The sequence below is a fragment of the Lyngbya confervoides BDU141951 genome (assembly GCF_000817775.3).
GTDB classification, from domain to species: Bacteria; Cyanobacteriota; Cyanobacteriia; order Thermosynechococcales; family Thermosynechococcaceae; genus Lyngbya; species Lyngbya confervoides.
In genome coordinates this window covers 145,941-165,143 of the sequence record NZ_JTHE03000044.1, presented here as the reverse complement: position 1 = coordinate 165,143, position 19,203 = coordinate 145,941, and the positions used below count along the sequence as shown (strand labels likewise).

General features: G+C 55.9%; 15 protein-coding genes and 1 pseudogene. 10 read left to right on the top strand and 6 right to left on the bottom strand.

The genetic code is table 11. From position 1 onward, the window contains the following. The first annotated feature begins 255 nt into the window (after nt 1-255). The 8 genes from QQ91_RS07775 (at nt 256) to QQ91_RS07740 (ending at nt 10,900) form a co-directional block, all read left to right on the top strand. Nucleotides 256-567 carry a thioredoxin domain-containing protein gene (locus tag QQ91_RS07775; protein ID WP_166274660.1) on the top strand — a complete coding sequence of 104 codons (312 nt, stop codon included), beginning with the start codon at nt 256-258 and terminating at the stop codon, nt 565-567. Between the two features lie 168 nt (nt 568-735). Continuing rightward, nucleotides 736-2,214: a hypothetical protein gene (locus QQ91_RS07770; RefSeq protein ID WP_166274658.1), complete on the top strand. Its 1,479-nt coding sequence runs from the start codon at nt 736-738 to the stop codon at nt 2,212-2,214. 131 nt (nt 2,215-2,345) lie between these two features. Beyond that, a complete protein-coding gene (gene rimP, locus QQ91_RS07765) occupies nt 2,346-2,807 on the top strand; it encodes a ribosome maturation factor RimP (protein ID WP_166274656.1) in 462 nt (153 codons plus the stop codon). A 57-nt stretch (nt 2,808-2,864) separates the two neighbouring features. Then, complete coding sequence (gene nusA, locus QQ91_RS07760) at nt 2,865-4,217, top strand: transcription termination factor NusA (protein WP_166274654.1); 1,353 nt, start codon at nt 2,865-2,867, stop codon at nt 4,215-4,217. Between the two features lie 46 nt (nt 4,218-4,263). Then, nucleotides 4,264-4,533, top strand: a complete 270-nt coding sequence (locus QQ91_RS07755) for a YlxR family protein (RefSeq protein WP_166274652.1) — start codon at nt 4,264-4,266, stop codon at nt 4,531-4,533. 130 nt (nt 4,534-4,663) lie between these two features. After that, a complete protein-coding gene (gene infB / locus QQ91_RS07750; protein ID WP_166274650.1) occupies nt 4,664-7,720 on the top strand; it encodes a translation initiation factor IF-2 in 3,057 nt (1,018 codons plus the stop codon). A gap of 200 nt (nt 7,721-7,920) precedes the next feature. Continuing rightward, nucleotides 7,921-10,326: a heavy metal translocating P-type ATPase gene (locus tag QQ91_RS07745; RefSeq protein ID WP_166274648.1), complete on the top strand. Its 2,406-nt coding sequence runs from the start codon at nt 7,921-7,923 to the stop codon at nt 10,324-10,326. 379 nt (nt 10,327-10,705) lie between these two features. Further along, nucleotides 10,706-10,900: a VOC family protein gene (locus QQ91_RS07740; protein ID WP_201277051.1), complete on the top strand. Its 195-nt coding sequence runs from the start codon at nt 10,706-10,708 to the stop codon at nt 10,898-10,900. Nucleotides 10,901-11,125: 225 nt separating this feature from the next. Here the strand turns inward: QQ91_RS07740 and QQ91_RS07735 are convergent, their stop codons facing one another. The 3 genes from QQ91_RS07735 to QQ91_RS07725 form a co-directional block, all read right to left on the bottom strand. Then, nucleotides 11,126-11,728, bottom strand: a complete 603-nt coding sequence (locus QQ91_RS07735) for a MiaE family protein (RefSeq protein ID WP_349306859.1) — start codon at nt 11,726-11,728, stop codon at nt 11,126-11,128. Between the two features lie 45 nt (nt 11,729-11,773). After that, on the bottom strand, nt 11,774-12,328 hold the full coding sequence (locus tag QQ91_RS07730; protein WP_166274644.1) for a GNAT family N-acetyltransferase: 555 nt from the start codon (nt 12,326-12,328) through the stop codon (nt 11,774-11,776). A gap of 219 nt (nt 12,329-12,547) precedes the next feature. Further along, the gene (locus QQ91_RS07725) at nt 12,548-14,032 is read right to left on the bottom strand and encodes a phosphoglucomutase/phosphomannomutase family protein (protein WP_166274642.1); all 1,485 of its coding nucleotides are present in this window, start codon (nt 14,030-14,032) and stop codon (nt 12,548-12,550) included. 562 nt (nt 14,033-14,594) lie between these two features. Between QQ91_RS07725 and sat the strand changes: the two genes are divergently transcribed. Further along, on the top strand, nt 14,595-15,761 hold the full coding sequence (gene sat, locus QQ91_RS07720; protein WP_166274640.1) for a sulfate adenylyltransferase: 1,167 nt from the start codon (nt 14,595-14,597) through the stop codon (nt 15,759-15,761). A gap of 137 nt (nt 15,762-15,898) precedes the next feature. On the opposite strand, the gene QQ91_RS07715 is transcribed toward sat, so the two are convergent. Beyond that, nucleotides 15,899-16,732, bottom strand: a complete 834-nt coding sequence (locus QQ91_RS07715) for a COP23 domain-containing protein (protein WP_250833291.1) — start codon at nt 16,730-16,732, stop codon at nt 15,899-15,901. Between the two features lie 170 nt (nt 16,733-16,902). Here QQ91_RS07715 and crtR point away from each other — a divergent pair. Continuing rightward, a pseudogene (gene crtR, locus QQ91_RS07710) lies at nt 16,903-17,769 on the top strand (beta-carotene hydroxylase); the annotation flags it as partial. A gap of 102 nt (nt 17,770-17,871) precedes the next feature. On the opposite strand, the gene mtnC reads toward crtR, so the two are convergent. Next, entirely contained in the window at nt 17,872-18,606 is a 735-nt protein-coding gene (mtnC, locus tag QQ91_RS07705; protein ID WP_250833290.1) for an acireductone synthase, read from the bottom strand. Continuing rightward, a complete protein-coding gene (locus QQ91_RS07700; protein ID WP_166274636.1) occupies nt 18,603-19,160 on the bottom strand; it encodes a cupin domain-containing protein in 558 nt (185 codons plus the stop codon). Before QQ91_RS07700 ends, mtnC begins: the two co-directional genes overlap by 4 nt. Between the last annotated feature and the right edge of the window lie 43 nt (nt 19,161-19,203).

Below are 19,203 nucleotides of genomic sequence, written 5' to 3'. Positions count from 1 at the left end.
AATTAGCACTCTCAACTCACGAGTGCTAATGTATCCGAGTTGATTTACCAATATCAATGCGTTGCACTGTACGGGTTCCCGAACTGAGCCAGAGAAGAGAACAATAGGACCAACTGAAGCCGTTCACCGGCACTTGAAACAGGAAATCGGCTGAGGGCGACATCGTTTATTTGTACACTGAAGGGTGGACTCGTCACCGTTACGGCCCTCAGGTCGTGGCGTGCGTAAGAACTGTATCTGGCGAAGGAGAGGCCGATGGGACGTTCCGTGATCAAGTTTTCCTCCGAAGACTGTGGGATTTGCCACAAGATGGCATTTTACGATCAAAAAGTAGCGCAAGAACTGGGGCTAGATTTTATTGACGTCAAGATGCAAGACACCGCGACCTATCGTCAGTACCGCAAAATTCTGCTGGCTCAATATCCCGATAAATCAGAAATGGGATGGCCCACCTATATTGTCTGTGACAACCCAGAAGGGGACTTTACGATTGTGGGGGAAGTGAAAGGGGGGCACCCCAAAGGTGAATTTCGGCAGCGACTTCAGACCGTCTTAGCGCAGGCCTAAGCTGTGCCTTCTCCCCAGGGGCCATGGGCAACAACCTGATCCGATTGCCCATGGGCTTCCCCAGCGGAGCATGAGTCAGAATGAAAAACGCACTCAGAGATCCTCACCCACGAACCATCAATGCTTCCCTGCCCCTAAGGGGCAACCGCTGCTGATCGCAAAAGGCCCATGACTACCCAGCCTGTTTACTCCACCCAACGGTACCGTAAACCCAAGCGCAAGCCGAAAGGTCATCCCATCGCAATTGGCCTGGCCCGGATCATGGCCCTGACCGCTATCGTGAACTATGGCCTGGTGCTGTTTGACCTGAGCTACCTTTCCCTGCGCGATTTCTACCTGTCCCATCTGCCCTGGATTGCACAGGCCTATGACAAGGTAAAAGGCATTGAACCTTATCGAGATACTGATCAATATCTCAAGACCTTTGAAGCCTTTCAGCAGGTGCGTCGCACTGCGGGGCTAGAGAGTTCCCAAGCCCAAGATCTGCTGGCTGCGCTGCGAGAACAGAGCGTAGCGATGGTGGACGAAAATCCCTTTGAGCTGGCAGACAAGTCGGGAACACTGGAGAAAATCAAGAATCGCATGCGAGACCATCTGGGTCTGGAGTCTTCCAAGGACTCCTTTCGCCAGTTTTGGAGCCTCAGCTACCTGCAAGCCACACCCACCGATCGAGAGTTGGACTGGTTTGAGCGCAAAATTGCGCCCCTGATTGCCACCAACTATTTTCGGCCCATTGGCGAAAGTGGAACCTTCGTCGATTACTTCATCCTGATTGATATTTGGTTTACGGGACTGTTTGCCCTTGATCTGCTGGTGCGTACCTACGTCATTCGGCGGCGGCGACCGGACGTAGGCTGGATTGATGCACTGCTGTGGCGATGGTACGACCTATTCCTGCTGTTGCCCTTCTGGCGGGTTTTACGCATTCTTCCGGTTTTACTACGCTGTCATCAAGTCTGCTGGATCCACCTCGATAGGATTCAGGCACAGGTTAACCATTACCTGGCTGAAAATCTCCTGGAGGATATGTCTCAACTGGTGGTCGTGCGCACCCTCAATCTTGCCCAATCGGCCATCGGTCAGGGGGTCTTGCGCCGGTGGCTGGCTACCCCAGGGGAGATTGTGGAGATCAACGATGTCAACGAAAGTCAGGAGATTATCGAGCGTCTGATGAGGATGATAGTTTCCAAGGTCTTACCGCGGGTGCAGCCAGAGATGGAGGCGGTTTTGCGCCATGCCCTTCAACAGGGGCTGGCCCAGGTTCCCCTGTACGGGACGGTTCAAGGCATCCCAGGATTGAATATGGTGCCCCAAGCAGTGACAGCGCAGGTGGTCCATCAGATCACGCAGGGAAGTTTGCAGACCCTAGAGCAGACCTTAAAGGACCAAAAGGGACAGGATCTAGCCAACCACCTAGCGGAGGTCTTCATGGCCTCAGTGCGGGAGGAACTGCTAGATGAAACCCTCATGCGGGAGCTTCAGCTTTTGATCACCGACATGATTGAGGAGGTGAAGCTAACGCTGATTAAAAATCTTGAGTCCCAAGACCTTGAGCAAACCGTGACTGAGGTGGTACAACTTCGCCAGGCCCAGCAGAGTGCCCCGCGCACCAGCCCGGTTCAGGTTTTGTCGTCGACCCCAAAATAGTCAGCGAACTGTCGAATATGAGCTAGACTAGCTAAGAAGAGAGGTGACTCTCTTTCTCATGCAATTTGAGAATTCATCTAGAGTGGGTGGTCATCCCCCGCTTTTTTTATGGCTAGAGTTTCGGTGCTGTAATGTCGCATCCTGTCATTGAACAAGTTTTGCCACTGATTCGGCCTGTCGCTCATGGCTTGGGGTTAGAAATTGTCAACGTCACCTTTCAGACCAATCACTCCCCGCCCGTGTTACGAGTTGACGTGCGCAATCTTCGCGAGGAGACCGGTCTGAATGACTGCGAACAGATGAGTCGGGCTGTTGAAGAGATTCTAGATCAAGCTGAGATTTTTCCCGATGCCTACGTTCTGGAGATTTCGAGCCCCGGACTTTCTGATTTTCTATCGACAGATCGCGACTTTGTGACCTTCAAAGGGTTTCCGGTGCTGGTCCGCACCCGAGACCCCTACAAGAAGCAGCGGGAATGGGCAGGGCTGCTCATTGAAAAGGCTGGGGAGGGTGTGAAACTTAACTTAAAAGGAAGGATCGTGATCATTCCCATTGACCTGATTGAAAGTGTACAGCTGCACAATCCCGCCTAACCCCCAACTGATGATGCACATCCGACACAATTAAATAATTACGGAGAACAGAAAATTATGTCCATGGTTCGCCTCCCTCACCTAGAGGAGATGATCAACACTATCAGTAGTGAACGCAATTTACCCAAGCAGGCCGTGGAAGCGGCGTTGCAAGAGGCACTGCTGAAAGGGTATGAGCGCTATCGTCGGACCTTGAACCTGGATCAAGCAGAGCATTATGAAGAAGGGTATTTTGACAATTTTGAAGTAGCCCTAGACTTAGAGGAAGAGGGCTTCCGGGTGCTCTCCACCAAGCTCATTGTTCAGGAAGTTGAAAATCCCGATCACCAAATTGCCCTAAATGAGGTGCGTGAGGTTGCCCCCGATGTGCAGGAAGGGGACACCGTGGTTTTGGATGTCACTCCGGAGCAGGGGGACTTTGGCCGGATGGCTGCGATTCAGACCAAACAGGTTCTCTCCCAAAAGCTCCGAGATCATCAACGCAAGCTCATTCAAGAAGAGTTTCAAGATCTTGAGCGAACGGTTCTCCAGGCCCGTGTGCTGCGATTTGAGCGTCGGTCTGTTATTTTGGCGGTCAGCAGTGGATTTGGTCAGCCCGAGGTGGAAGCCGAGCTACCCAAGCGTGAGCAGTTACCCAACGACAACTATCGCGCTAACGCTACCTTCAAGGTGTTTCTCCAGCGGGTGGCTGATGGTCCGCATCGAGGGCCACAATTGATTGTCTCGCGGGCCGATGCAGGGCTTGTGGTTTATTTGTTTGCCAACGAGGTTCCTGAGATTGAAGATGAGGTAGTCCGCATTGTGGCGGTGGCGCGGGAGGCCAATCCGCCCTCCCGGTATGTTGGCCCGCGCACCAAAATTGCGGTGGACACCCTTGATCGAGATGTGGATCCCGTGGGGGCTTGCATAGGCGCCCGTGGGTCACGCATTCAAGCGGTGGTCAATGAGTTGAGGGGCGAAAAAATTGATGTGATTCGCTGGTCGCCCGATCCGGCCACCTATATTGCCAATTCTCTGAGCCCGGCGCGGGTGGATGAGGTGCGCCTGGTGGATCCTGACGAGCGTCAGGTGCACGTTTTGGTGGCGGAGGATCAGCTCAGTTTGGCCATTGGTAAAGAGGGCCAAAATGTTCGTCTGGCAGCTCGGTTAACAGGATGGAAGATTGATATTAAGGACAGCGCCAAGTATGATGCTGCTGCCGAGGATGCCAGGATCGCAGAGGATATTTCCGAACGTGAAGCTAGCCGAGCCTTTAGACGAGAGGCTGAGCTAGCGGCCATGGAAGCGGAATCTAGGGAGGCTGAGTCCATTTCAGAGTCGGCTGCGACTGAGGGCACAGATTTCGATGTGGTCCAAGCTGATAGTCCGGATGAGTCCCCAGAGGGGATGGCTGAGTCGGAGGCGGACTAAAATCTAGTTCTCAATAGGGTGTAACAAAATTGGGACATTCGAATCTATGGTTCAAGTTGGCGTCCGACGTTGCATCAGTTGCCGTAGGCTAGCCCATCGGGAGCAATTCCTGAAGGTTGTGCGTTTATCCTGCAGTGGCCAGGTCGTTATCGGGATGGGGATGGGACGCTCTGCCTATCTCTGTCCTACGCTGGATTGCTTACAGGTGGCCCGAAAAAAAAGGCGGCTGGAGCGATCGCTACGGGTGACGGTTCCTCCCCAGATTTACGAGGCTTTAGAGAATCAACTGCAAAACCCACCCATCAGTTCAACGTAGATTTCGTTTAACATGGGATTTGACTGGAGGATTCTGGTCCAGGCCAAATCACGTGATGAACCTAGGAAAAATTAGGACGGTCGCATTATGTGAAAACCTTAATTTAAGAAGAGGGACAAGGAAACACTGAATGAGTACGACTACGCGAGTCAGGATTTACGAACTCTCAAAGGAGCTAGAACTGGAGAATAAAGAGATTTTGCATCTCTGTGAGCAACTCAATATTGCGGTTAAAAGCCACAGCAGCACCATTACAGAAGCAGAGGCAGCGGCCATTCGCAGTGCTGCTCCTAGCTTTGATGCTGGCGCAGAGACAAAGCCAGCGAGATCCAAGCCTCAGAAGAAAGGACAGCAGATTCTAGAAATTCGTAAGCAGCCCGATGAGGAAGGGGAAAGCCCCACGCCCCCACTGGCGAAACCCGAAATTGTCAAGCCCTCTGGTCCCTCCAAGCCCAGTCGTCCCAATGCGGCGCCAGAACTGGTCAAGCCTCCCGTTGCTAAACCCGCACGGTCCGAAGCGGGAACAAAGCCCAGCGCGAGTTCAGCTCCTTCTGAACCGGAGAAGAAACTCTCTCCTCCACCCCAACTTAAGAGCAAGCCTGTCCCTGGCCATGAGAAAGCCTCTGCGACTGCTCAAACTCCTCCTGTGAAACCCACGAAACCAAAACGCAAGAGCCCAACGTCTGCTGAGGAGGTCAAACAATCTAGACCTCAGGAAGCAGCCCCCGCTTCTGCGGCGAAGACCGTTCGGCAGAGGCCGGAGCCGGCCCCAACGCTTTTGGGCAAACCGAAACTCAGTCGCCCAAAGGTGACAGCCGAGTCTCTGGTGAGTGTACAGCCCAAGCAAGAGGCGATCGCCGTTGACAAACCTCGCTCTCCTGAAAGCAGCCGCGAGGAGAAGCTTGAGTCCTCTCCGGAAACCCCTATCCTCCAGGACAAGCCCCGTCCTCAACCGAAGCCGGTGCGCCCTGTCCGCAAGAAATCCGAGGCCGGCGGCTCAGAGGTGGAGCTAGTAGCAGTGCGACCTCGCGCCACTGTGGAGGAAGAGGCGGGGTCAGACGCCGTTCTCCCGAAGCTGCAGCATAAGCCGAAGCGGTCAAGCAAGCGCGGCTCCAAGGAAGAGGATGAGATGGAGGAGCTGAAGCTCAAAAGTCCGACCAAGCAGAAGCGCCGTGGACCGAAGACCGAGGACGAGGATGACGATCTGTTTGCAGCCGATAGTAATCTGGCGGCCCAGTCCACAGCAGTGGATGTGAGCCAGTCCCTGGTGCGTCCTCCGAAGCCCTCCTCAGGGAAAACGAGTAAACCCAGCAGTCAGCCAGCGGTGAAGGCCAGCAGCAGCCGCGGGGGCGGGAGCCGGAGTCGACGTCGCGATCGCCAGCAAAAGGCAGAGACCGTAGAGCGTCCTAGCGTAATCGCTATCACCGATGACCTGACGGTGAAGGAGCTGGCCAATCTGCTGACGGTGTCTGAAATTGAGATTATTAAAAATCTCTTCTTGAAGGGAATTGCCGCCAACATTAACCAGACTCTTGATCTTAAGACCGCTACGACGGTGGCTGAGGAATTCGAGGTTGAGGTGGAAACACCCGAAACCGAGTCGAAGGCGAAGAAGTTAACAGAAATGTTAGACGTTGCCGATCTGGACAATCTGGTGCGCCGTCCGCCCGTAGTGACGATTATGGGGCACGTAGACCATGGCAAAACGACCCTTTTGGACGCTATCAGGGAAACCAAAGTAGCCCAGGGCGAAGCCGGCGGCATTACCCAGCACATTGGCGCCTACCACGTTGACCTTGACCACAACGGTGAGCCCCAGCAGGTCGTCTTCCTGGATACACCGGGTCACGAGGCCTTCACAGCCATGCGGGCTCGCGGAGCGCGGGTCACTGATATTGCCATTCTGGTGGTGGCGGCCGATGACGGCGTGCGCCCCCAAACCCTGGAAGCCATGCGCCATGCCCAGGCAGCGGAGGTCCCCATCATTGTGGCCATCAACAAGATGGATAAGGAAGGAGCCCAGCCAGATCGCGTTAAACAGGAACTGGCAGAGCACAACCTGGTGGCCGAGGAATGGGGTGGCGATGCCATCATGGTTCCGGTGAGTGCCCTCAAGGGAGAAAATCTGGATAGCCTCTTGGAGATGATTTTGCTGGTGGCTGAGGTTGAAGATCTCCATGCCAACCCCGATCGCCTTGCCAAGGGAACCGTGATTGAAGCTCACCTGGATAAGGCGAAGGGACCCGTTGCCACCCTTTTGGTGCAAAATGGCACCCTGCGCGTTGGGGATATTGTGGTAGCAGGCTCCGTCTTTGGAAAAGTTCGCGCCATGGTGGACGATCGCGGCGAACGAGTTGAGAGTGCTTCTCCCTCCTTTGCTGTAGAAATCCTGGGGATGAACGATGTGCCCGCAGCGGGTGACGAATTTGACGTCTATGCTGATGAAAAAGAGGCCCGCAACGTGGCGGAAACTCGTTCCGACAAGCAACGGCAGGCGCGACTCACCCAGTCGATGGGAGCCCGCCGAGTTTCCCTGGGTGCCCTCTCCGAGCAGGCCCTAGAAGGAGACCTGAAGGAGCTGAATATCATTCTAAAAACCGATGTTCAGGGATCGGTCGAAGCCATCCTATCTGCCCTGGGTCAGCTTCCGCAGCGGGAGGTGCAGTTGCGGACCTTGCTGGCTGCGCCAGGAGAGATTACGGAAACCGATGTGGATCTTGCCTCAGCCAGTAACGCGGTCATCCTGGGCTTTAATACCAGCTTGGCCAGCGGTGCTCGCCAGGCTGCGGATGAAGCTGGCATCGACATCCGAGACTACTCCGTGATCTATAAGCTCCTGGAAGACATTGAGGGGGCAATGGAAGGTCTGCTGGATCCAGAAATGGTTGAAGAACCCCTAGGCCAGGCAGAAGTTCGCGCCGTTTTCGCAGTGGGTCGGGGAGCCGTGGCGGGTTGCTACGTGCAGTCCGGCAAGCTTCAGCGCAACTGTCGGATTCGCGTTCACCGGGGATCTGAGAAGGTCTACGAGGGGGTCTTAGATTCTCTCAAACGAATGCGGGAAGACGCCCGTGAAGTGAATACCGGCTATGAATGCGGTGTGGGCGTGGATGACTTCAATGCCTGGACGGAAGGCGACATTATTGAAGCCTATCAGCTCGTCTCGAAGCGGCGAACACTGTCCCATTAACCTCTCTGCCCCGTGGCTCCCTGTCCCTTGTCACCTGTCCCTTGTCGAGGGTCTAGATCGCGGGCAGGACCAGTCTCAGGTTCGGCCCCTTGTCAACGAGGGGCCTTTTTTATGCCCGTGGATAATGGCAGTGGGTCGATCTACCGCTATCGCCACAGGGGAGCGCTATATTGCAAACAGACCCTCCAGCAATTCTACCCATGACCCCTCCTTCCAGCACCGCCCAGGGCGATACGCAGCAACTACAGGCGGTTACCCTGCTTGTTTCTGGCATGAAGTGCGCGGGCTGCGTCCGGGCCGTGGAAAATCAGCTCAAGCAATATCCGGGGGTAACAGATGCCACGGTGAATTTGGTAACACAAAAGGCCACGGTGGTGATGGACTGTAGCCAGAGTCCTCCGGCATCCCTGGCTCAAAAGCTGACCGACTCTGGCTTTGACACGCAGGTTGTTCCAGAAACCCAGGGCCGATCCCCAGGGCCGGAGTCGTCAGCCTTTTCCCTCGCCACGCTGATACAGGATCTAACCCTGCGCCAGCTGCTGTTTGCGGTCCTGTTAGTGCTGGGATCGGCCCTGGGGCATGTAGAAAGCTGGCTGCCAATTCCTATTCCGGGGATTACCTCCATGGGATTTCATTGGGGACTGGCCACCTTAGCACTGCTGGGGCCGGGGCGATTGATGCTCTGGGACGGCTGGCAGGGGCTACGGCGCAATGCTCCTAATATGAACACCTTGGTGGGCTTGGGCTGTCTGACCTCCTATGGCGCTAGCGTTGTGGCGCTGGTTTGGCCTCAGTTCGGCTGGGAATGCTTCTTTGATGCTCCCGTGATGATTGTGGGGCTGATTTTATTGGGGCGCACCCTGGAGGAGCAGGCCCGAATCAAGGCCAATCGGAGCTTTCGATCGTTGCTGTCGCTGCAAACGCCCATGGCCTACCGAGTGACCGCTGAGGCGGGTGATGCGCAGGTCTCCTCCCATCCGCCAGAGTTGATTTCGGTGGAACAGGTCCAACCGGGCGATCGCCTCCAGGTGTTGCCGGGGGACCTGTTTCCGGTGGATGGAGTGCTGAGGGCGGGCGAAACGGTGGTGGATGAATCCATGCTCACCGGGGAAAGTGTGCCACAGCTGAAGCGCCCTGGCGATGAAGTCACGGCGGGGACGCTCAATCAGGGCGATCGCGTTCAGATTGAGGCCCGTCGCACCGGGGCCGAAACCACCCTAGCCAAGATTATCCAGCTGGTGGAAACGGCCCAAACGCGGAAAGCACCGATTCAGCGGCTGGCCGATACCGTGGCGGGCTACTTTACCTATGGGGTGATGGCGATCGCCACGGCCACTTTCCTGTTTTGGAGCCTGGTGGGGGCAAGGCTCTGGCCCGCAGTCCTCCCCTCCGAGGCGGAAACCCTGCATGGCACCCTGGGTCATTTAGCCGCGCAGCCCTCTTCCTCAGCGCTCCTGCTGGGGGTGAAGCTGGCGATCGCGGTGCTGGTGATTGCCTGCCCCTGCGCTCTGGGATTGGCGACCCCGACGGCGATTCTGGTGGGCACCAGCCTGGGAGCGGAACAGGGACTGCTGCTACGGGGAGGCGATGTGCTGGAGCGCACCCATCAGCTGGATGTGGTGGCCTTTGATAAAACTGGCACCCTCACCTACGGTCAGCCTCAGATTCAGCAGATTTGGCTGACGGAGGGGTCTGCGATTGAGGATGAAACCCAGATGCTTGCTTGGGTGGCGGCCCTGGAGCAAAGCAGTCGGCATCCCTTTGCGACGGCAATTTTGACCTATGCCCAATCCTGTGCCATGGCGATTCCAGACCTCGACTCACTGGAGATTAAAACGGGCCTGGGACTAGAAGGCCAGTTTCAGGGTCAGGCGATTGGGATCGGATCCTGGCGTTGGCTGAGCGAAGCAGGCATTTTGCTCACGGACTGCGATCACCAACGGGCACAGGCCTTGATGGACGAGGGTTGCTCAGTGATTTTTTGCGTCCAGGATCAGACCTGTGTGGGGGCGATCGCCCTCCGAGATCGGGTCCGGGAGGATGTGCAGGCGACGCTGGATAAACTGCAGGATATGGGATTACAGACGCTGGTGCTAACGGGCGATCGACGGGTCAACACTCAAGCATTGCTGCAGGAGTTAGCCCTACCTGAAACCGCAATTCTGGCGGAGCTGTCTCCGGCGCAGAAGGCGGAAAAAATTGCAGCGCTTCAGGCTCAGGGGCAGCGGGTGGCGATGATTGGCGATGGCATTAACGATGCGCCGGCCCTGGCCCAGGCTGATGTGGGCATTGCCCTGAGTTCCGGCACCGATGCGGCCATTGAAACGGCTCAGATTGTCCTGATGCGCAGTCAGCTGAAGGCTGGAGAGATTGATCTAGGCGATGTGGTGCAGGCAATCCAACTAGGGCGAATGACCTTTCAGAAAATTAAGCAAAACCTGTTTTGGGCGTTTTCCTACAACACGCTGGGGATTCCGATCGCCGCTGGACTCCTGTTACCAGTGTTTCATCAAGCCTTGAGTCCCTCTGCGGCGGCGGCGCTGATGGCCTGTAGTTCAGTCAGCGTGATTAGCAACTCGCTGCTGCTGCGCCGTCAGTTTCGCTAGGGGGATAGCTGAATTTTCTAGCCTAGAAAATGGAGGTGGATCGGGTGGTGGCATACAAACTTAAGCTGTGACAGACTCCCGACCCTTACGCTTCGCGTAGAGAATGAGTCTTACTTCATCGCCAGTTGTGGAGGGGTCACAGCGTCCAGGTTGAAACGCTACATTGGGCAGCAAGATTCCTCTGATGCGGGCACTGAGGGGGCGTCGCCCCCCCTGAGCCCCCCTGGCTCTCATCCCGACCCTTCCCTTCGAGAGAGCACGAGGTTTGCCGCCGACTAGCTAAAAAACAGAAAAACCATCCGGCGTCAGACGCTTACAGGTTTGTGTCGATTAGCCGAGGTGATCGGTGGCACACGTATAGTAAGTCAGGGGGTATTGCTTGAGCCGTGAGATAGCCTATGCCAGGATCCGCAAAAGCCGGATTGTTGTTCCTAGCTTGAGCGTGGCACGGGCCGATGCAGCGCGTCTTGGGGGAGAGGTCTTTAACGAGAACTGGCGTGGTTCTGGGTTTGTCGCTTGCAATGCCATGGATCCAGAGGGCAATGTCTTTCAGTTACGAGAACATGTGGCATAACCCTTCGCTCACGTGGCAGGCTTAGGGCACAGCGTCCGGCTCACCAGGGGGGCAAGGTACACCCCGACGGGTCGAGAGCCAGCGATTGCGTTGTCGCCTTCCCCCTTCGGATCTCCTGCGGTCCTTTCGCATGAAGCATCAAGATCAGGACGCCTCACTTCCCCTGCGATCGCCCCAAAACACCTTGATTGAGACCGTCGCTGGACTTGTCACTCTACAAGCGGGCTAGCTATGAATCCGTGGCTCGGGATGCAGGGTAGCCAGAACCTGAGACTCAACCTCCGCCAGTTCTGCGAGTCGAGGGACAATCTGTGCTTGATCACAGTAGGTGTGGGCCAGCATCCAGTAAATGCCGTAATGCCGGGCTTCAGAGGCCATCAGTCCCCGATAAAATTGAGCCAGATCCGGGTCGGGCAAATGAGCCGCTAACAAGCCCAGACGTTCGTGACTGCGTGCCTCAATCAAAGCAGACACCAGCATGAGGTCTAAAAACCGGTCGGGTTCATGGCGGCGAATCTGGGCATTCAGGGTTGCGCCGTAGGGCGGCGCCGCCAACGGGGCCATCGCAATGCCGCGCCGCTCTAACCACTGGTTACATAGCTCAAAATGTTCCAACTCCTCCTGGGCCAGGGCGGTAAGCGATCGCACCATGCACTCGTAGGAGGGGTAGCGAAACATGAGTTTTAGGGCCATGCCAGCCGCCTTGCGCTCACAGTGGGAATGATCCAGGAGCACCGTATCGATATGGGCAATAGCCTGGTCGATCCAGGCTTGCTGGGTGGGCTGTTTGAGAAACTTGATTTTGGGGAGCGCGACGGAAGAAGACACAGTGTCAGGTGCAAGCATTGGCCTTCCCAATTATAGGGCGATCCCTCAAGGACAAAGCGATCGCCCCAAGATTACCAGATCCCGGCAAGCCCCATCCAACACCGCCACCTGGGGCAAATAGCCCCAGTTCTGGAATTGCAATCCACGAAACAGCGCCAGACTGGGTTGATTATGGGCAAAAATAAATCCCAACAGCGCCCTTAAACCCTGCTGTTGACTGTATTGAACCATCTCGCTGAGCATATACCGGCCCATGCCCTGTCGCTGATAAGCGCTGTGGACGTACAAACTCACCTCCACCGTATCCCGGTAGGCCGGACGACCGTAAAAGGAGTTGAGGCTAATCCAGCCTGCGATGATCCCGGTTTCAAGGGTTCCAGTTTCAGGTATACCCAGTTCCAACGGGGGACCCTCGGGCCTGCGGCTGAGAGCACAGACCCACAGTGGCCGCTGGGGAGAGTTGTGGGCCGCAAACCAATCCAATCGGCTGTCCACCGAAACGGCCTCCGTATCCGCAGTGGCCTGGCGACTGGGAATCGATTGGTTATAAATCTCAACGATAGCCGGGAGATCAGCGAGGGTGGCGTTGCGCAATTCCACGGGGAGAGGGATCAGGTCTGTTTTTTGAGACTATAGCGCAACGAAAACCTGAACATGGCAATGACCCGCAAGAGGAGCCCCCTGACCCCTGGAAAGGGCAGCGGCAGTCTGCCGTCAGTTTAAATTGCGCGGTAGCTCGCCGCTGTCCACGAACGGCAACACCGCCGCGATCGCGACCATCCAGCCCGTCGGCCAGTGAGGATGGATAGGGGGAACGCTTTAGGGAGTGTCAGTGCCCAAAGCCCAGGCCTTGGCCCAATTCAGAATCTCATGGACCCGCTCTAGGGTTGCCGCCTCACAGTAGAGCCGCAACACCGGTTCGGTGCCGCTAAAGCGCACGAGCAGCCAGCTTTGGTCCGCCAAGCGAAACTTGAACCCGTCGGCTTTGGACACATCCTGCACAGACTGGCCCAGAATTTCTGAAAAGGGCTGGTGCTCCAGCTGATGAATTAACTGATCCTTAGCTTCATCCCCGGATAGATGCAGATCAATACGGTCATAGTGGCAGTAGTACTGGGTTTTATCCTGAAGCTGGGCAAACAGTTCGCTCAGGTCTGCTTCCCGCTCAGCGATCGCCTCCAGAAGGTATAGCGCCGAGAGGAGCCCGTCTCGTTCCGGAATATGGGTACCAAACCCAATTCCGCCCGACTCTTCGCCCCCCAGCAGCACCGAATCCACCTGTAGCATCCGATCGGCAATGTACTTGTAGCCAATTGGCGTCTCAAACACGGGCAAATGGTGCATCTGCGCCACCCGCGGCATCAGGTCAGACCCGCTGACGGTTTTAATCACTTCGCCCCTTAGCCCCCGATTGGCCGCAAAGTGATCAATCAAAATCGGAATCAAAATTTGGGAGCTTAGATACTTGCCGTTGCCGTCCACCGCAGCAATGCGATCGCCATCGCCATCAAACACAACTCCCACCGTTAGCGCCCCCGTCTTCTCTCGGTGCCTTCGCACCGCCTCCATCAAGCCACCAATATATTTCGCCAGGGGCTCCGGTGGACTGCCCCCAAACAGCGGGTCGCGATCGCCCCGAAGTTCGTGTACCTCACATCCTAGAACCTGAGCCATACCGCTCCCGGTGGCTCCATGCATCGCGTCTACAAAAATTGCAAGCTTGCCCGATTCCACCGCGCGACAAATCTGGCTGACCTTAACCTTGGTGCGCAAAACCTCGCAGTACTCTGGCCAGGGATTAAAGAATTCTAGTCGACCGGGCACAGCCGCCTGGATCGGCACTGTAATCGTGGCCAGTTCTGCCTGAATGAGCTGCGTCACCTCCTCTGGAACTGACCCGCCGAAGGCGCCCTTCACCTTAAGGCCCGAATAGGTGCCCGGATTATGGCTGGCCGTAATCACCAGCGCACCCAGGGCTTCCCGATGCTTCACCGCCCAGCTCAAGGCTGGCGTGGGAGCATAGGTGTCTGAAAGCAACACGTCATATCCCGCCTGCTGCACCGCAACGGCCACGGCTTGGGCAAAGTCCTCCGATAAAAAGCGGCGATCATAGCCCACAATCACGGTGCGGGTCGGGACACTCGCCCCGTAAACTCGCTCCAAGATCTGGGCGGCGATGGGAGCCACCCAAGCCAACCGCTCAAAGGTAAACTCCTGGGCAATAATGCCCCGCCAGCCATCGGTGCCGAATTGAATCGGCTGCAGCAGCGGACGAACATAGCCCGGATCGGTAACGCAATTCATAACAATAAACTCGCCAGTGGAGACGTTGAGGAGCTAAGGCTATACCCCAGCCAATTTCAAACCCAGATTATCTCAGCTCATCGATCTATGGGAAACGATGAGAAATTCTACTGAGTCACACAGCCCTCTGAATGTTAAGCTTTACTCAATAAAATGTGAAGATCTGTTGCAACCAGGACATATGATTTGAGTGACCCAGAGGGGTTCACTCTCACCATTCCTGGAAAGTCCGAGGCTGAGCTCAATCGATCGCCCCCTGAAGGGTTGCCGATCGATTGAGCTCCCTCGATTGAACTCCGCACGGGCGCCAGACCATCAGTTCCGCGCTGTATGCTCAGCATCAGCATCGGGACACATGGAGTCTCGCCGCTGAGATCAAGTCAGTAGCCAGAGACTCTGGCGAAACGAAAGTGCCTGTCAAATCGTCGGTCTGTCGGAGGTCTACGACCTAGACAAGTGGCGTGGGGCAGGAATGCCTGATCGTGAGGTTGGGAAGCCCGCGCTGTTCCCCCAGGGTCAGCTTCGGGAGGATGTCACGTTTGTATCATTCAGAGGTAATGCAGTGCCTGAACATAAAGATGCGATCGCTCCCCATGGCGGAACGCTCATCCACCGAATCGCAAGTGAGGCCCAGCGTCAAGAGTTTTTAGCCCAGGCAGAAACCCTGCCTCGGGTCACCCTTGACGCCAGAGCCGTCTCCGATCTTGAACTGATTGCCATCGGTGGGTTTAGCCCCTTGACCGGGTTCATGGATCAATCCGACTACAACCAGGTGGTTAACCATATGCATCTGGAGAACGGGCTTCCCTGGTCTGTGCCCATTACCCTCTCGGTAACGGAGGCAGTTGCCGATCCGCTCAAGCTCGATAGCCTGGTGCGTCTGGACAATCCCGAGGGGGAGTTTATTGGGGTGCTCGAACTGACCCAAAAATATACCTACGATAAGCAAAACGAAGCCCTGCAGGTTTACCGCACCCAGGAAGATCAGCATCCTGGGGTTAAGGTGGTCTACGATCAGGGCAATATCAACCTGGCAGGAGGCATCTGGCTACTGGAGCGCCAGGCCCATCCTCTGTTCCCGAATTACCAAATTGACCCTGCCCAGTCCCGCGCCCTGTTCCGAGAAAAGGGATGGAAAACCATTGTGGGCTTTCAAACCCGCAATCCCATTCACCGGGCCCACGAATACATTCAAAAATGCGCCCTAGAAATTGTCGATGGTTTATTTCTCCATCCCCTCGTGGGGGCCACCAAGAGTGATGACATCCCCGCTGACGTCCGGATGCGCTGCTACGAAGTCTTGATGGATCAATACTTCCCGCAAAATCGCGCTATTCTGGCCATCAATCCCGCCGCCATGCGCTACGCCGGTCCCCGCGAGGCCATTTTCCATGCCTTGGTGCGGAAGAACTACGGCTGCACCCATTTCATCGTCGGACGCGATCACGCTGGCGTGGGGGATTATTACGGAACCTACGATGCTCAGCACATTTTCGATGAGTTTGAGCCGTCTGCCCTGGGCATTACGCCGCTGAAGTTTGAGCACGCCTTTTACTGCACACGCACAGAAGGAATGGCCACTGCAAAAACCAGTCCTAGCAGCCCCGAAGAAAGAATTCACCTTTCAGGAACCAAGGTGCGTGAAATGCTGCGTCGCGGAGAGATGCCCCCACCGCAGTTCTCTCGCCCCGAAGTGGCCGCCATTCTCATTGAGGCCATGAGCCAGTAAGCGCTGGATTGAAACTCCACCAAGGCCGCCCCTCTCAGGGCGGCTTTACACAGGCGGTTTTACCCAAGGAATGCCAACATCAGGCCAGTCAGGCCCTCAAACAGTCAACATTAGGCAGAATTCAGAATGAGCCAAAATTAATTGCGAAAGCGGTTGGGATTGAGGCGGGTGCGACCCCCCGTTTGCTGCAGGCTGACACCATTGTTCAGGGCGGTGCCGGTGCCCCGATCGGCACCATCCAAATAGGGCTTGAGGTTAATACTGCGCTGTCTAGCCACCGCCTGGGAAGATCGCCTCCCAAACAACCGTGAGCCAACCTGCATCAAGTCCCCAAATAAGCCGCTCTCCCGAGCGCCGGTGTAGGTGGTGACTCCTGTGGTCATTTCACCGGTATCTGCCACCAGCAAGTTTTCAAACACGGCATCGCGAGTTGCTGTAGGATTTTGACCGGGGGGTACGGTGAGAACAATTCGGCAGGCGGGGTTATCTTCCGTGGTGACGCAGAGGATGTTATACCCGTTTTCACGACCATTTTGTAGCTCCACCAGTCCATCGGGGCGGTATTCCTCTAGCCGGCGCGCAATTTCAAAGCAGCGGGCTTCAGGACTCCATCCTCCCCCCATCGCCTGGGGCACCGCCCAGGGAAATGCCTCTCCAGGTCGGCTTTCCGGCTGGTACATAACCGTATACTGGCCGCCGCGATTGGCGCAGGAAAAGCGCACATCCTCCTCAAAGCTTCCAGTTCCACCCTCAAAGGTGCCGGGATCTTCCTGGGGCGAAGCCCCAAAGTCTTCCTCTGGAATCGAGCTTTCAACCACACTGGACTCAATCTCGTCAAAGGCGGGGGTTGCCGCAAGGCTCTGCTCAGGGGTCATCAGGGGGAATAATAGAGAGGCAATACAGCCTGACAGGAGCGTTGCCTTTACGCTGGATTGAAGTAAGAGTGGGGGAAGAAAATTAATCCTAGACATATGGATTTCCTCTGGGTCTAAAAAAGTCCGGAAGCGCCAATTCCACTGACCTTCTCTGGCGCCCTAAGTTCCCCCAGCGGAACGATTGCTTGTCACAAAACTTTAAATTATTGAGACTTGTATCGTATACTACCTGAGAAGAATGCCCACAGAGTAAGGATTTGCAGTTGATGCCAGCGGACGTGCAACCTCAGACTGTACCCTACGAATTTCTTGGTGCACCTGAGGGCTTTAATCCAACCCTGCTGATGTTTTTGGCAGCCGTTGCTTTAGTCGCTATTTCTACAATCGGATATTTTTATGGGCACTGGCCCCATTGGTTAACCTTTGCAGCCAATGTCTTGGCGCTACATTTGGCGGGGACGGTGATTCATGATGCCTCGCACAACGTCGCCCATCGGGATCGACGGGTAAACGCTGTGCTAGGTCACGGCAGCGCGCTGCTCCTGGGGTTCGCCTTTCCGGTATTCACGCGGGTTCACATGCAGCACCATGCCAATGTGAATGATCCCAAAAACGATCCCGATCATTTTGTGTCAACCTTTGGTCCGCTCTGGCTAATTGCACCGCGTTTTTTCTATCACGAGTTCTTCTTCTTCCAAAGACGTCTGTGGCGAAAGTTTGAGCTGCTGGAGTGGTTTTTAAGTCGCCTCGCAGTGGCCCTCCTGGTGTGGGTGGCGGCAACCCAGGGGTTTTTAAATTACGTGATGCACTATTGGTTTTGCCCGGCCCTCGTGGTGGGCATTGCCCTGGGGCTATTTTTTGATTATTTACCCCATCGCCCCTTTCAAGAGCGAAATCGCTGGAAAAATGCGCGGGTTTACCCCAGCCCCATCCTAAACCTCTTGATTCTGGGCCAAAATTACCACCTCATCCATCACCTTTGGCCCTCGATTCCCTGGTATAAGTGTCAGCCTGCCTACTACGCCGTCAAGCCCCTGCTGGATCAAAAGGGCAGTCACCAAACCCTGGGCATCTTCGAGCGCAGGAATTTCGGCAGCTTTCTCTATGACCTGTTTATTGGAATCCGCCCCCATGGTGCCCCGAAAGATCCCCAGGCCGATCTGGCCTCACCGGTGAGCCAGGAAGCGGATCCCTCTCCAGATAGAGACCTGCACCAAGAAGCTGCGGTTCATCAGTTAGAACACCTGATCAAGCGAAGTCAAGGTTCGGAAGGTGGGGTTGAGGATCGGCTCGTTGCCGGGTCGCACGGAAAGTAAGACCTTCAGGCCAGCCGCTTGTGCAGCCTCAAGCTCAGCTTCAACATCAGAGATAAAGAGCAGGGTTTCGGGAGGATTGCCGATGGCCGCAGCGATCGCCCTATAGCTAGAGGCCTCCTTTTTGGGGCCGGTTTTGGTGTCAAAATAGCCACGGATGTGAGCGGTGAGGTCGCCTTGCTCGGCATATCGGAAAATGAGCTGCTGAGCCTGCACACTGCCGGAGGAAAAAATAAAAATTTGTTTACCCTGCTCACGCCATCGAAAGAGCGCGGGAACCACATCGGGGAACAGTTGGGATTGAAGGGTCCCAGCTTGGTAGCCCTGGGTCCAAATTTTGCCCTGGAGGGACTTGAGTCCTGGGGATTTGCGATCGCAGTCCATGAGAAACTCCACGTAGGCGATTGCCCCCTCCAGAGTGTCGCCCGACCAATCTGGCAACCTGGGATTTTGGGGCTGTTCGGCCCTGTACTCTTGGTATAGATCCTGGAGATCTGACCGAACTGCCGCCGCCTGGGCAGCGTCCTGGAGATAGGATCGCAGATGCTCACGGGCAAAGGGAAACAAAACCCCATAGACAAACTCCACCGGGGCCACGGTGCCCTCAATATCGAGCAAAATTGCCTGAACTCCAGGGTCTTGAAAGTGCCTGTTCACACCATGGCCTCCACCCAGTTTGGTCCCAGACACAGGGGTTGATATTGCTCCTCAACCTGGCTTTGGGTATAGCAGGGCGTCCAGCCTGCACTGTCTTGAAACAGTCGAATGGCCTTGATTTGGCGATCGCGACAGAGGTTAAACCAATGCCGCGTGCCCTTGGGCACCACCAGCAAATCCCCTGCCGCCACTTCCACCGCCACAACCGGTGCATCCACAGGATGGATGTGAAATAAGCCGTGACCGGCGAGGGTAAAGCGAACCTCGTCTTCATCGTGGGTGTGCTCCCGATTAAACCGATTCAGCATCTGCTCCAGGTTCGGAGTCTCACGGCTGATATTCACCACATCCGCATGAACATACCCCCCGCGCTCTTTTAGGGGGGCAAGGTCAGCCGCGTAGGCCGCCAAGATTTCGTCCGCCGTCGCGGTTTGGGCAACCTCAACAGTTGGGAACCATTGATCGTACCCAATGTGAATCCGATGCAGATAGTCCTTGATCGCTACGGGATCGGTTAAGGTGCGATGCTCATCAGGAATGGAAAGCGTGGCCATAGTGCGTCTGGGCTAAACATTAATCTGGGCAATGGGCAAGGCG